Source organism: Kribbella rubisoli (assembly GCF_004217145.1).
Classification (GTDB): Bacteria; Actinomycetota; Actinomycetes; order Propionibacteriales; family Kribbellaceae; genus Kribbella; species Kribbella rubisoli.
In genome coordinates, this window is sequence record NZ_SHKR01000011.1 from 1,667,469 (window position 1) to 1,680,047 (window position 12,579).

Annotated in this window: 13 protein-coding genes and 1 riboswitch; of the genes, 6 read left to right on the forward strand and 7 right to left on the reverse strand. The window is 69.0% G+C overall.

What is annotated here, in order from left to right:
• Positions 1-17: 17 nt before the first annotated feature.
• Positions 18-935, forward strand: a complete 918-nt coding sequence (locus EV645_RS10915) for a hypothetical protein (protein WP_130442261.1) — start codon at positions 18-20, stop codon at positions 933-935.
• Here EV645_RS10915 and EV645_RS41810 read toward each other — a convergent pair.
• A complete protein-coding gene (locus EV645_RS41810) occupies positions 932-1,555 on the reverse strand; it encodes a hypothetical protein (RefSeq protein ID WP_157997043.1) in 624 nt (207 codons plus the stop codon). The genes EV645_RS10915 and EV645_RS41810 overlap by 4 nt on opposite strands.
• 131 nt (positions 1,556-1,686) lie before the next feature.
• Positions 1,687-2,517, reverse strand: coding sequence for a helix-turn-helix transcriptional regulator (locus tag EV645_RS10925; protein WP_130442265.1), 831 nt, complete (start codon positions 2,515-2,517; stop codon positions 1,687-1,689).
• A 102-nt stretch (positions 2,518-2,619) separates the two neighbouring features.
• On the opposite strand from EV645_RS10925, the gene EV645_RS10930 reads away from it, so the two are divergent.
• Positions 2,620-3,312 carry an SDR family NAD(P)-dependent oxidoreductase gene (locus EV645_RS10930; protein ID WP_130442267.1) on the forward strand — a complete coding sequence of 231 codons (693 nt, stop codon included), beginning with the start codon at positions 2,620-2,622 and terminating at the stop codon, positions 3,310-3,312.
• Positions 3,313-3,324: 12 nt separating this feature from the next.
• Here the strand turns inward: EV645_RS10930 and EV645_RS10935 are convergent, their stop codons facing one another.
• The gene (locus EV645_RS10935) at positions 3,325-4,698 is read right to left on the reverse strand and encodes an L-serine ammonia-lyase (protein ID WP_130442269.1); all 1,374 of its coding nucleotides are present in this window, start codon (positions 4,696-4,698) and stop codon (positions 3,325-3,327) included.
• A gap of 79 nt (positions 4,699-4,777) precedes the next feature.
• Positions 4,778-4,897, reverse strand: a riboswitch (glycine riboswitch).
• Positions 4,898-5,050: 153 nt separating this feature from the next.
• On the opposite strand from EV645_RS10935, the gene EV645_RS10940 reads away from it, so the two are divergent.
• Positions 5,051-6,460 (forward strand): alpha/beta hydrolase, encoded by a 1,410-nt coding sequence (locus tag EV645_RS10940; RefSeq protein ID WP_130442271.1) that lies wholly within the window; start codon positions 5,051-5,053, stop codon positions 6,458-6,460.
• 3 nt (positions 6,461-6,463) lie between these two features.
• On the opposite strand, the gene EV645_RS10945 is transcribed toward EV645_RS10940, so the two are convergent.
• The 3 genes from EV645_RS10945 to EV645_RS10955 all read right to left on the reverse strand — a co-directional run bounded on the left by EV645_RS10945 (position 6,464) and on the right by EV645_RS10955 (position 9,272).
• Positions 6,464-6,691, reverse strand: coding sequence for a hypothetical protein (locus tag EV645_RS10945; RefSeq protein ID WP_130442273.1), 228 nt, complete (start codon positions 6,689-6,691; stop codon positions 6,464-6,466).
• A gap of 192 nt (positions 6,692-6,883) precedes the next feature.
• The gene (locus EV645_RS10950; RefSeq protein ID WP_130442275.1) at positions 6,884-8,308 is read right to left on the reverse strand and encodes an aminopeptidase P family protein; all 1,425 of its coding nucleotides are present in this window, start codon (positions 8,306-8,308) and stop codon (positions 6,884-6,886) included.
• 241 nt (positions 8,309-8,549) lie between these two features.
• Positions 8,550-9,272 (reverse strand): GntR family transcriptional regulator, encoded by a 723-nt coding sequence (locus tag EV645_RS10955; RefSeq protein WP_130442277.1) that lies wholly within the window; start codon positions 9,270-9,272, stop codon positions 8,550-8,552.
• 97 nt (positions 9,273-9,369) lie between these two features.
• Between EV645_RS10955 and EV645_RS10960 the strand changes: the two genes are divergently transcribed.
• From EV645_RS10960 to EV645_RS10970, 3 genes are read left to right on the forward strand one after another with little or no spacing between them, the layout of a single operon-like run.
• On the forward strand, positions 9,370-10,122 hold the full coding sequence (locus tag EV645_RS10960; RefSeq protein WP_130442279.1) for a LamB/YcsF family protein: 753 nt from the start codon (positions 9,370-9,372) through the stop codon (positions 10,120-10,122).
• The gene (locus EV645_RS10965) at positions 10,122-10,727 is read left to right on the forward strand and encodes a 5-oxoprolinase subunit B family protein (RefSeq protein ID WP_130442281.1); all 606 of its coding nucleotides are present in this window, start codon (positions 10,122-10,124) and stop codon (positions 10,725-10,727) included. The genes EV645_RS10960 and EV645_RS10965 overlap by 1 nt, the downstream gene beginning before the upstream one ends.
• Positions 10,724-11,560 carry a 5-oxoprolinase subunit C family protein gene (locus EV645_RS10970; RefSeq protein WP_130442283.1) on the forward strand — a complete coding sequence of 279 codons (837 nt, stop codon included), beginning with the start codon at positions 10,724-10,726 and terminating at the stop codon, positions 11,558-11,560. Before EV645_RS10965 ends, EV645_RS10970 begins: the two co-directional genes overlap by 4 nt.
• 3 nt (positions 11,561-11,563) lie before the next feature.
• Here EV645_RS10970 and EV645_RS10975 read toward each other — a convergent pair whose 3' ends face one another.
• Positions 11,564-12,544 carry a GlxA family transcriptional regulator gene (locus EV645_RS10975; protein ID WP_130442285.1) on the reverse strand — a complete coding sequence of 327 codons (981 nt, stop codon included), beginning with the start codon at positions 12,542-12,544 and terminating at the stop codon, positions 11,564-11,566.
• Positions 12,545-12,579 lie beyond the last annotated feature (35 nt).

The following is a 12,579-nucleotide window of genomic DNA, read 5'->3' on the forward strand; positions in this document are numbered from 1 at the left end:
GACCTGGGGGGTTGGGGATGAGGCGCTGGGCTGCGCTGTGTGTCGGGGTGGGACTGCTGGCGGGATGCGCCGCGAAGCCGGGGCCTTCGCCGACTGCTCCGTCGTCGGCTTCGGGCAGTGCTGTGCCGGCGCCGGCCTCGTCCGTTCCACCTGCGGGCCCGTTGGGTACGGCGGCGTACCAGGCCGAACTGACGCGGATCGACAAGGTGCTGGCCGGACCGGCATCGCGGCTGACGCGCGTCCGCACGGCCGAGGGACTGAGTGACGCCATGAATACGCTGGCGGAGACCTTCAACACGGTCTCGGTGCGGCTGGCCGCGATCAAGGTGACCTCGCGACTCGACGCAGCACACTCCTTGCTCCAGGTACGGATCGGCGTGGCCGCTACCCAGCTGACCGGCCTGGCGGACGAGACCGAGGACGACGCGCGGTGCGGAGGCGTCGCGTACACCTCGCAGAACGTCCAGCGTCAACTGCGCACGAATCTCGGCTCCGCCCTCGCTCTGCTGCAACAGCTCAAGCTGACCTTCGGCACGACGCTACCCAACCCCGGTCCCGCGCCGAAGGAGATGCGCCCGGACAGCGGCGACGTCCTGGTACGGCGGGGTCCGGACGGAACGGGACAGCTCAAGATCACGAACGGTACGGCGAAGGACGTCGCGGTCTCGATCGTCACCGACGGCCAGCCGCCCGGCCGCCCGCAGGTCATGATCTACATCCGGGCGACCAAGACCACCACCGTGAAGGAGATCGGCGGCGCGTACCACCTCTACTTCAAGAGCGGCACCGACTGGGACGCGGACACCCGCAAGTTCCGCGCCGACTGCGCCTTCAAGAAGTTCGACCAGACCTTCGGCCGCAACCAGGGCTGGCAGGTGAACCTCCAGCCGATGCGCGGCGGCAACGCCGACACCACCGAAGTCGAGGCGTACTAAAGCCCTAGCTTGTCCAGGAGGCCGCCGAGGAGACCGCCGAGGCCGCCCCCACCCTGGTTGTCCGGGTCGTCGGGAGTGGTGGGCGGGCTGGTCGGGGTGCTGCTGGTCGGCGGCGGCTCGGTCGGGGTGGACGTCGTCGGTCGCTCGCTGGGCACGCTGGTCGGGCGGCTACTCGGGTGAGCGCTCGGCACCGTGGTCGGCGCCGTCGGCGGCACGGTCGGTGGCCGCTCGGTCACCACAGTCGTCGGCCCGGTCGACTCCACGATCTGCGGGGTCGGCGTACCGGCCGTGATCGCGGGATAGCCCGTCGTCGTGAGGCCGGTCGGCAGCAGGATCTCACCCGGCTTGATTGCTGTCGGCAACTGCGTCGGTACGGCGCTGGGCGTCGCACCCGAGGACGGCGACGCCGTGCGCGGGATGGCCGGCAGGTTCTGCGTCGGTCGACCGGGCTCGATCCCCGCGACCGGACTGGCGGGCTGCGGACCGCGACTCCAGGACGAGAGCAGACCGAGCGCGACGCAGCCGAGCAGCAGTACGCCGACGCCGGCGGCGGCCTGACGACGGCGCCGCGGGTTCTGCCAGGGCGGGCGGCGGGATGCCGTGGCAGAGATGGGTCTCACAAGTCCCGGAGATTATCGGTCGAAGAGTCGATTCAAACAGCCCTTGGAAGAAATTCCACGAAAGAACTTCATATTCCAGTAATTACGAACCGTCTACGCAACCGTAGGAATGCAGTGCGTTAGCTGATTGCTCAGATCAAGGTCTGCAGGCCGATGACCGACAGCAGCCGGAGCTTTTCGGCCGCCTCCGTATTCGGCGCCGCGGTGTACACGACCATGCGCAGATCGCTGCCCGGGACCGCGAGCACGTCACAGTCGATCGTGAACTCACCGACCTCCGGATGCCGGATGGTCTTCCGCTCGGACCGATGGAACCCGACGATCGGCTGGTCCCACAGCCGCGCGAATTCCTCGTCCCGGGCGCGGAGCTCGTCGATCAGCGCCCGCAGCTCGGCATCGTGCGGGTACCGCGCGAGCGACGCCCGCAGATCCGTCACCATCGCGATCCGGAAGTCCCGCTGCTGCTCCGGCGTCTGTACGACGCGATCGCCGGGCGACACGAAGTGCCGGTAGATGATGTTGCGGTCCCGCCCGCGCCACTCGGACGGGTCGCCGATCACGGCGGCGAACAGCGGGTTCCAGGTGATGATCGTCCAGGCGGCGTCGCACACGCACAGCGGGGCGCCGTCGAGCTGATCCACGATCCGCTGCACACCGGGCGGGATGTACGCCGACAGCCGCCCGGGCGACGGCTCGACCTCGCCCGCGAGCACGAACAGATGGTTGCGCTCGGCATCGGACAGCCTGAGCGCCCGGGCCAGCGCGGTCAGCACCTGCGCGGACGGCGAGTCCGACCGGCCCTGCTCGAGCCGGACGATGTAGTCGACCGACAACCCGGCGAGCTGGGCCAGCTCCTCGCGCCGCAGCCCCGGCGCGCGTCGCTTCCCGCCTGCAGGCAGTCCGACCTGCTCCGGGGTCACCCGATCGCGCCAGGCGTGCAGCGTCCTACCGAGCTCAGCCATGCCCCCAGTATTCCGCGCTCGCTCCCTGACAGCCTGGTACTGCCATTCCCTAGGACATTGCGGGTACTACCTGCGCGATGCCCACGGCGGGAGGGTGAAGCCATGACCACGACACTCATCACCGGGGCGAACAGAGGCCTCGGATACGAAACCGCCAGGCAGCTGATCGCGGCCGGCCACACTGTCTACCTCGGCGCCCGCGACCCGGAACGCGGCAAGCAGGCCGCCGCCGACCTCGGAGCGGAGTACCTGCAGTTGGACGTCACGAGCGACGAGTCCGTCGACGCGGCTGCGCAACAGCTGGACGCGCTCGACGTACTGATCAACAACGCCGGCATCCCGGGACCGCGCACGGAGATCCGGGATCTGACCGCCGACGTCTTCCGTGAGGTTTTCGAGCTGAACGTGTACGGCCCGGTGCGGATGATCCACCGCTTCCTGCCGTTGCTGGAGCGCAGCGACAACCCGGTGATCGTGAACGTCTCCAGCGGCCTCGGCTCGATCGCCACTGCCGTGGATCCGGACGTGGCGACCAACGTGCCCGTCTGGGTGCCCGCCCCGGCGTACGGCTCCTCGAAGGCGGCACTCAACATGCTGACGGTGCAGTACGCGCACCAGCTGCCGAACCTGCGGATCAACACCGTCGACCCGGGCTACACCGCGACCGACTTCAACGGCCACAGCGGTTATCAGACCGTCGAGGAGGGCGCGGAGATCATCGCCCGCCTCGCGCAGATCGATCAGACCGGGCCGACTGCGAAGTACCTCAGCCTGCACGGCACCGTCGCCTGGTGACCGGAACAGCGATCAGCACTCGATGACGTTGACGGCCAGGCCGCCGCGGGACGTCTCCTTGTACTTGATCTTCATGTCGGCACCGGTCTCGCGCATCGTCTTGATGACCTTGTCGAGCGTGACCACGTGGACGCCGTCGCCGTGCATCGCCATCCGGGCCGCGTTGATCGCCTTCACCGAGGCCATCGCGTTCCGCTCGATGCACGGGATCTGGACCAGGCCGCCGACCGGGTCACAGGTCAGCCCGAGGTTGTGCTCCATCGCGATCTCGGCGGCGTTCTCGACCTGTTGCGGCGTACCGCCGAGGACCTCGCACAGACCGGCGGCGGCCATGGAGCAGGCCGATCCGACCTCGCCCTGGCAGCCGACCTCGGCGCCGGAGATGGACGCGTTCTCCTTGTAAAGCACGCCGATCGCCGCGGCCGTCAGCAGGAACCGGACAGCACCGTCCTCGGTCGAACCCGGCACGAAGCGGCGGTAGTAGTGCAGTACGGCGGGAATGATGCCCGCGGCACCGTTCGTCGGCGCGGTGACGATCCGGCCGCCGGACGCGTTCTGCTCGTTGACCGCGAGCGCGAACAGGTTGACCCAGTCCATCACTTTGAGCGGATCCACCGACCAAGGATCCTGGGTGAGCTTCGTGTGCAGCGCGTGGGCCCGGCGCGGCACCTTGAGACCGCCGGGCAGGATGCCTTCGGTCTCACAGCCCTCGCGGACGCAGTCCTGCATCACCTGCCAGATGTGCAGCAGGCCGTCGCGGATCTCCTCCTCGGTCCGCCAGGCCAGCTCGTTCGCGAGCATCACCTCGCTGATCGACAGCTGCGACTCCCGGCACCGCTCGAGCAGCTCCGCGCCGGTCGTGAACGGGTACTTCAGGGGGGTCGTGTCCAGCACGATCCGGTCGCCCGCCGCGGCGTTCTCGTCGACGACGAATCCGCCGCCGACCGAGTAGTACGTGCGCTCCCGCAGTACTGCGCCGGTCGCGTCGCGGGCGATGAAGATCATCCCGTTCGGGTGGTACGGGAGGGCTTTGCGGCGGTGCATGACCAGATCGGTGTTCTCGTCGAACGCGATCTCGTGCTCGCCGGCCAGCACGATCCGGCCGCGCTCGCGGATCGTCTCGACCCGGGCGTCGACGGAGTGCGTGACGACGGTCTCGGGGTCGGCGCCCTCGAGGCCGAGCAGGACCGCCTTGTTGCTGCCGTGACCGTGCCCGGTCGCGCCGAGCGAGCCGAACAGCTGGGCATAGACGGTCGCCGTCGCGGCCAGCAGGCCGTCGTCGGCGAGGCCGAGTGCAAAGGTGCGGGCGGCACGCATCGGTCCCACGGTGTGGGAGCTCGACGGGCCGATCCCGATACTGAACAGGTCGAAGACGCTGATCGCCATCGTGTGGAGGTTCCTTCCGGTCGCCGTTGACCGTTTGGTGTCCTCCCCGCTCTGTCAGGCAGATGCCTTCCAGAGGTGCCTCGCCCGTGCGGTGAAGGTGCCTGAGAGATTCTTGGGGAGAGTTGCTCCTACGGCGCCCGGTTCCAGGGTGTGTCTCGGGAGACACACCCTTAGGCCGGGTCTCTCCCGCACGGGTTCATGCGGCTGTTGTATTGACTGACGGTCTGGACGGTACGGCGGTCCGCCCGCCAACGTCAATCCAGCGACCCCAGTGAGCCCCGATGCCGCGATCGGGGTCACGCGGGGCTCGTCCCTGATGCCGTCAGCAAGCGATTGCCGAAGGATCGTTCGCATGATGTTCATCCGACGCGCCCTGGCCGGCGCTGTAGTACTCGGCGTCGCAGCTGCTGGGCTGACGACGACCGCCTCTGCTGGTCCCAGCCGCGTGCGCTGGGCCGATTGCACACCGGAAGGGCACGACGATCCCGCTCTGGTGCAGGGCTCGCAGTGCGCGACGCTCCGACTGCCTGTCGATTGGCGGAACCCGGACGGGCCGACCTTCGACCTCTCCATTGCCCGCCGTACTGCGAAGGGCAAGCGAGTCGGCGTGCTGGTGTTCGGACCGGGCGGGCCAGGGGACTCCGGGGTCGACAGGATCAAGACCGGCATGACGCGGTTCAGTGCGGACCTGCAGGACCGGTTCGACATCGTCAGCTTCGACCCGCGAGGCATTGCGCGGAGCAATCCGGTGCAGTGCTCGGCCGCGCTGCTCGCGAAGCAGCCCTCGCCGATCATCACGAGCACGGCCGAGTTCACCGCGACGATCAGCTACAACCGGCAGCTCACCACGGACTGCCGCGAGCACACCGGTCCGCTGTACGACCACATCGACACCTGGCAGACAGTCCGCGACCTCGACGCAATACGCCGTGCGCTCGGTGAGTCCACTATCTCGTTCCACGGCAGCTCGTACGGGACGCTGCTCGGAGCGCAGTACGCCGAGACGTATCCGAACCGGGTCCGCGCGATGGTGGTGGAGAGCGTGATCGACCACGGCTCACCGACGACGAAGTCGTTCCTCGACGTCCAGGCGGCCGCCGCTCAGGACTCGTTCGACGAGTTCGTGAAGTGGTGTGACGCGTCGGCAAGCTGCGCACTGCACGGGCAGGACATTCACGCGCTGTGGGCTGGGCTGCTGGCTCGGTCGGGCGATCCGTTCAAGCTGAGCTTCCAGGTGTTCAGACTGCTCTACGACCCGGAGTGGAGGGTGCTGGCTCAGACGTTGAAGGATCTCGAGACTCCGGCAGCTGCCGCCGTCCCGAGTGGACTCGCCCAGAACCCGTTGGCGGTGTTCTGCCAGGACTGGAACCTTCCGGTCAAGGACTACCGCGAGTACGCCGCCCATCTGCAGCGGCTGGCCCGGAACAACCAGGACATGCGCTACCCGGGTCAGCTGATGGCGGTGTCGATGTGTCTCGGTGCTCCGAAGGCGAACAACCCGCAGCACGTGCTGGACGTCCACGGGCTCAAGACGCCGGTGCTGCTCGCCAACGCGATCCACGACCCGGCCACGCCGTACAGGATGGCGCAGAGCGTGCAGCGTCAGCTCGGCCGCTCCGGAGTGCTGCTCACGTACGACGGCTGGGGACACGGGAGCTACAACTCGAGCCCGTGCATGCAGAGCACGATCGACAACTACCTGATCGCGCGCGAGGTACCGAGGCGCGGCAGCAGCTGCGCCGCCGTACCGCCGGTCGGCTGAAGGTCAGACCGGTACGCCGGTGACTTCGAGGACGCGGTCGAGCTGGTCCCCGCGGACCAGCCGGCCCGTCATCAACCGGAGCTCGCTGCAGGCGGTCTCGAGCGCCTGCGCCTGGGTCCGGCAGTTGTCGACGAACCAGAACGGATCGTCGGGCTGCGGATCATCGGCGTCGTCGATGTCGGCGTACCAGTGCCGACTGCCGTAGTGCACTACTCGCACCCGTAGATTCATGATGACTACTCCCCGTACCCAGGGATACTGGGTCCCCCCTGGTCCCAGTCGGGGCCGCCTCGGCCTGGCGCGTGGTACGCGGCCCCCCACTAGCCACGCGCCCGGCCGAGTTCGACCCTCCCCCGCTCTGTACATCGTGCTGGGCGGGCGAGTGTTACCGATTGTGACGCTTAATTTTGAGCGATCGCTTGATTACTTCAGGTGTGACTTGGTCCACTGCTCCAGGCCGTCGGTGGTGATCGGCAGGTCCTCGGTCAGGATCTCCAGCCGGTCGGAGTGGACGACGACGTTGTCCTCGATCCGGATGCCGATGCCGCGCAGCTCCGGCGGCACGGTCTCGTCGTTCGGGTGGAAGTACAGGCCCGGCTCGACCGCGAGCGCCATGCCGGCCTCGATGGTGCCGGCGAAGTACGCCTCCGGACGGGATGCGTCGCAGTCGTGGACGTCGAGGCCGATGTAGTGGCCGGTCCCGCAGACGATGTAGCGGCGGTGCTGCTGGCCGTCCGGGCCGAGCAGTTCGTCGATCGACGCCTCGAGCAGGCCCCAGTCCCGCAGCCCTTCGGCCAGCACCCGCAGCGCTTCGTACTGGAAGGCGCGGTACGGCGCTCCGACCTTGACCGCTTCGAGGGATGCGAGCTGTGCCTTGTGCACCAGGTCATGCACCTGCCGCTGCGCAGCGGTGTACTCGCCGGTGGCCGGGAACGTCCGGGTCACGTCGGCGGTGTAGAGCGTGCGCGTCTCGACGCCTGCGTCCAGCAGGATCACGTCGCCCTCGTTCACCGGACCGTCGTTGCGGACCCAGTGCAGCACCGGTGCGTGGTTGCCAGCAGCAACAATCGACGCATAGCCGACGCCGTTGCCGGCGGTCCGCGCGCGCCGGTCGAACGTGCCCTGCAGCCAGCGCTCGCCGCCGCCACGGATCGCCTCCGGCAGCTCGCTCGCCACGTCGCCGAACGCGAGCACGCTGGCCGCGACCGCATCCCGCAGCTGGTCGAGCTCCCAGTCGTCCTTGATCCGGCGCAGCTCGGCGAGCGTCTGCCGCAGCGCGTTGCCGTCGGTGGGCGACGTTCGTACCAACGCGTCCAGCATCGGCTCGACGCCGGGCACCGAGAGCATGAACGGGACCGCGCCACGCACTGCGGCGGGCAGCTCCTCGAGCGGACGGCAGGCGATCTGCAGCGCGTCCGACCAGTCCTTCAGGCCCGGCACCGGGCCGATCCACAGCTCACCGTCGCGCGCGTTCGCGAAGAAGTCCGCCTCGTCCGGGCCGGCCGTCTCACGCAGGTACAGCGTCGCATCGCCGTCACCGGAGATCACCAGTACGGCGCCCTCGGCCTGGCAACCGGTCAGCCAGACGAAGTCGCTGTCGGCGCGGAACTGGTAGTCGGTGTCGTTCGACCGCACCGGTGCCCGGCCGGCCGCGAGCGCGATCCGCCGTCCCGGCAGCGCCGCGGCGAGCTTCCGCCGGTGCTCGGCGGCCGCCTCGGCGAGCCCTTCCAGCACCGAAACCGAGCGGTCCACCGGCCCCCAGCCACGCGAGATGAACTCCCGGAACCCCTTGGCGTCGATGGGGCGGTACGACTTCGGTGTTTCTTCGGTCCGGGCGTCATCGGACATGAGCGAGCTCCCCTTTGCAGCTGACGTTGTCTAGGGCGTGTGTGGTGGTCCAGCGCCGTAGCGAGCAGGTGCTCGGTGCGGTGCATCGGCGCGCGGGGGCGAAGGGGTCGATGCGGAGCATCGTTCCCTTTGCACCCGTGCGGCGAGGTGCCGTGCCGAGTGCCGCGCAGTAGGCGCTGGACCACCACACACGCCCTCACATCAACTCAGGTACTCACGGGGCGGCGCAAGCCCTTATCGGCTACCGGGACCGGAAGGCGGCGAGGATGGCCTGCTCGGAGTGCAGCAGGTACTCGTGCAGGTCGGCCGCAGCCTCGTCGTACTTGCGGGCTTCGAGCAGCTCGAACAGCCTGCGGTTCCGCTCGATGTACGGCTCGTGCAGCTCGCGCGGGGTCGCGATCACGTGGAAAAGGAGCCGCAACTCTGCGAGCAGCCGGCCGGTCATCGCGTCCATGCGGGAGCTGTCGGCCAGACCGATCAGGTGCTCGTGGAAGCGCATGTTCGCCGTACCGACAACCGGCCACCGGTCCGCACGGGCCGCGGCCTCGGCCGCCTCGACGTCGTCCTGCAACGGCTCGAGACGGCTCGCCGGCAGCTCCGGATCCCGGTCGTCCAGTCCGCGTACGACGTCCACCTCGAGGACCCGGCGCAGGCGGTACAGGTCGATCACGTCGTGCTCGTCCAGCTCGGGGACGAAGACTCCGCGGTGCAGCTTGTAGACGAGCAGACCCTCGTGGGTCAGCAGCCGGAAGGCCTCGCGCAGGGTGTTCCGGCTGACCTCGAGGACCTCGGTCAGCTCGATCTCGGAGAGTTGGGCGCCGGGCGGCAGCGCGCCTTCGGTAATACTGCGGCGAAGGATGTCGGCGGCGCGCTCCGCGGAGCTGCTCCGGTCCAGTCGCGCGACGTCGGCGGCGACGGTTCGCAGCCATGCCTGCCGTTCGGTCTCGGCCCCACCCGTACTCATCTCCGCATCATCCCGCACCGGAGCGGCCAGGAAAAGTAGAACAAGCCTCTTGCAGGATTGTTGAACAATCTCTAGGCTCGATCGAGGGAGGTGGCGCATGGACCTCAACGCGGACATGGGTGAAGGATTCGGTTCCTGGTCGATGGGCGACGACTCGGCCTTGCTCGACGTTGTCACCAGCGCGAACGTGGCCTGCGGATTCCACGCCGGCGATCCGTCGATCATGCGGCGGGTGACGGCCGAGGCGGTCGAGCGCGGCGTCGCGATCGGGGCCCACGTCGGGTACGCCGACAAGCCCGGCTTCGGGCGGCGCTTCCTCGACATCGAGCCGGCCGCGTTGCGCGACGAGGTGGTGTACCAGCTCGGTGCGCTGGACGCGTTCGCGCGGATCGCGGGCGACAAGGTGCGGTACGTGAAGCCCCACGGCGCGCTGTACAACACGGTCGGCCACCACGTGGGGCAGGCCACCGCAGTGGTCGCAGCGGTCGCGGAGTACGACAAGACGCTCCCTGTGCTCGGTCTTCCCGGCTCGGTGTGGCTGCGGCTCGCCGAGGAGGCCGGTCTGACTGCGGTACACGAGGCCTTCGCGGACCGCGCGTACACCCCCGAGGGGACGTTGGTGTCGCGGCGCGAGGCTGGGTCTGTGCTGCACGACGCAGACGAGATCGCGGCCCGGTGTACGGCGATGGCCACCGGGCAGCCCATCCAGGACAGCTCCGGCGGCTCGCTGGTGGTCGACCCGACCTCTATCTGCGTTCACGGTGACACCCCTGGTGCCGTCGACATCGCTCGGCGCGTGCGTGGCGCGTTGGAGGGAGCGGGCGTCACCCTGCGCCCGTTCACCGGCTGATGCGAATCCTCCCGGCGGGTGACCGGGCGCTGCTGGTCGAGCTCGATGATCTCGACGAGGTGCTCGGGTACTACGCCGCGCTGACCGCGGATGCCCCGGCGGATGTCGTCGACATCGTCCCGGCCGCCCGTACCGTGCTGGTCACCACAACCGGCGACCTCGCCACCTTGTCGCGAGCCCTGCACGACGTGACCCCTACCCGCGACAGCCGCACGACCGGTGATCTCGTCGACATCCCGGTCATCTATGACGGGGCCGACCTGGGCGACGTCGCCGACCTCCTCGGCTGTTCCCAGGACGACGTGATCGCGCGCCACACCGCCGACGAATGGACAGTCGCCTTCTGCGGCTTCGCTCCCGGATTCGGTTACCTGACCTCCACCGGCAGTTGGGACATTCCTCGCCGGTCGTCACCTCGGACAAAGGTCCCCACCGGCGCGGTCGCGCTGGCCGGCGAGTTCAGCGGCGTGTACCCGCGCGAATCTCCCGGTGGCTGGCAGTTGATCGGCCGCACCACGGCGAAGATCTTCGACCAGGAGCGCGATCCGGCCGCGCTGTTCCACCCGGGCCGTAGGGTCCGGTTCGTCGACGCGGGCCGTGGATGAGCAGCCTGACCATTCTCGAACCGGGGCCGTTGGCAACAATCCAGGACCGCGGGCGAGCGGGTCAGGCGGCACTCGGCGTACCGGCGTCGGGCGCCTGCGACCGGTCTCCCTACGAACTCGCGAACCGCCTGGTCGGCAATCGCCCCGGCGCGGCGGCACTCGAGGTCACCTTCGGCGGGCTGGTGCTGCACGCCGATGTCGACCTCGTCGTCGCCATCACCGGCGCCCCCTGCACCGGCGTACCTCTGAATGCTCCAGCCACGTTGCGCGCCGGCCAGCTGCTCCGGCTCGGTCCGCCTGTCACGGGTCTGCGGACGTACGTCGCGGTCCGCGGCGGCATCGACGTACCGCCGGTTCTTGGCTCTCGTTCGACCGACCTGCTGTCCGGCCTTGGGCCTGCGCCGCTGACGCCCGGTCTGACGCTGCCGGTCGGTCGCGCTGTCGAACCGATGCCCGGCGTCGACCTGGCTCCCGTCGCACACCCGGCCGGCGGGCAGGTCGCGCTCCGCGTGACTCCAGGACCCCGCCGAGACTGGTTCACCGACGCGGGCTGGGAGTCGCTGCTTTCCCAGACCTACCAGGTCAGCAGCAACAGCAACCGCGTCGGCGTACGCCTCGACGGCCGGCCACTGGAACGCGCTACGGCCGGCGAGCTGGCGAGCGAGGGCATGGCCCGCGGCGCCATCCAGATCCCACCGTCCGGCACCCCGGTCATCTTCCTGGCCGACCATCCCGTCACCGGCGGCTACCCTGTCATCGCGTACGTCGCCGACGCCGACCTGGATGCCTGTGCCCAGCTGAGGCCGGGCCAGCCGGTGCGGCTCGTCAGCTGACCTTCAGGTTGTCTGGAAGCGGCGCAGGTACTCCGTCGGCGTGATGCTCAGATGCCTCGCGAACGCACGTCGCAGGGTCTCGTCGCTGCCCAGCCCGCTGAGCCGAGCTGCTTTGGTGATGCTGTGGCCGTCGAGCAGTAGTTGCTGAGCCCGGTCGAGTCGCACTCGCTCGACCCAGCGGCCGGGCGTGGTCTGGAACTCGCTCTGGAACAGACGGGTCAGATGCCGCGGACTGACGGCCGCAGATGCCGCCAGGTTCGGCAGGGTGTGGTCGCCTGCGGGGTCGGCCACAACGGTCTCGGTCACCACCCGCAGCGGATCGCTCCGCGCCGGCGGCGTGTCCAACGCTGTCGAGAACTGGGACTGCCCACCTGGCCGCTGCAAGAACACCACCAGTTCGCGGGCTGTTGCCCGAGCGACGTCGGCACCGTAGTCCGCCTCGACGAGAGCGAGCGCAAGGTCGATGCCGGCGCTGATGCCGGCCGACGTCACGTAACGCCCGTCGGTGATGTGCAGCGCGTCGGGCTCGACGTTCACCCTCGGGTACTGCCGCGCCATCGCGGCCGCGTGCCGCCAGTGCGTCGTCGCCCGCCGCCCGTCAAGGAAGCCGAGAGCCGCCAGTACGAACGCCCCGCTGCACACCGACGCCACCCGCTCAGCCCCTCCCGCAAGCGCCCGCGTCACGTCGGCGACCTCCGTCGGAACCTCCTCGACCAGGTGATCGGCCCCGGCCACCACCACCGTGTCGACAACTCCAACCTGCGCGGCCGCGACCACCCCCGCCAGCACGACGCCCGATGCCGTCGTCACCTGCCCACTCTTTCCGGATACCAGCACCGTGTCGTACCGGCTGCTGCCCTGCGCCCGATTGGCCTGATGGAGCACTTCGAGCGGACCGGTGACGTCAAGGAGCGTCACCCCGTCGTACACCACGAACGCGACTCGGCGTGTCCGGATCTGTGGTTGATGTGGCGAATTGGACATGGCATCAGCGTAACCCGCACCGCGAACCTGGACTC

What these genes read in the sequence shown, in the direction of transcription:
- EV645_RS10940 (WP_130442271.1), top strand. Translation starts at nt 5,051, where the DNA reads ATGATGTTCATCCGACGCGCCCTGGCCGGCGCTGTAGTACTCGGCGTC.
- EV645_RS10960 (WP_130442279.1), top strand. Translation starts at nt 9,370, where the DNA reads ATGGACCTCAACGCGGACATGGGTGAAGGATTCGGTTCCTGGTCGATG.
- EV645_RS10915 (WP_130442261.1), top strand. Translation starts at nt 18, where the DNA reads ATGAGGCGCTGGGCTGCGCTGTGTGTCGGGGTGGGACTGCTGGCGGGA.
- EV645_RS10930 (WP_130442267.1), top strand. Translation starts at nt 2,620, where the DNA reads ATGACCACGACACTCATCACCGGGGCGAACAGAGGCCTCGGATACGAA.
- EV645_RS10925 (WP_130442265.1), bottom strand. Translation starts at nt 2,517, where the DNA reads ATGGCTGAGCTCGGTAGGACGCTGCACGCCTGGCGCGATCGGGTGACC.
- EV645_RS10975 (WP_130442285.1), bottom strand. Translation starts at nt 12,544, where the DNA reads ATGTCCAATTCGCCACATCAACCACAGATCCGGACACGCCGAGTCGCG.
- EV645_RS10955 (WP_130442277.1), bottom strand. Translation starts at nt 9,272, where the DNA reads ATGAGTACGGGTGGGGCCGAGACCGAACGGCAGGCATGGCTGCGAACC.
- EV645_RS10965 (WP_130442281.1), top strand. Translation starts at nt 10,122, where the DNA reads ATGCGAATCCTCCCGGCGGGTGACCGGGCGCTGCTGGTCGAGCTCGAT.
- EV645_RS10970 (WP_130442283.1), top strand. Translation starts at nt 10,724, where the DNA reads ATGAGCAGCCTGACCATTCTCGAACCGGGGCCGTTGGCAACAATCCAG.
- EV645_RS10945 (WP_130442273.1), bottom strand. Translation starts at nt 6,691, where the DNA reads ATGAATCTACGGGTGCGAGTAGTGCACTACGGCAGTCGGCACTGGTAC.
- EV645_RS10935 (WP_130442269.1), bottom strand. Translation starts at nt 4,698, where the DNA reads ATGGCGATCAGCGTCTTCGACCTGTTCAGTATCGGGATCGGCCCGTCG.
- EV645_RS10950 (WP_130442275.1), bottom strand. Translation starts at nt 8,308, where the DNA reads ATGTCCGATGACGCCCGGACCGAAGAAACACCGAAGTCGTACCGCCCC.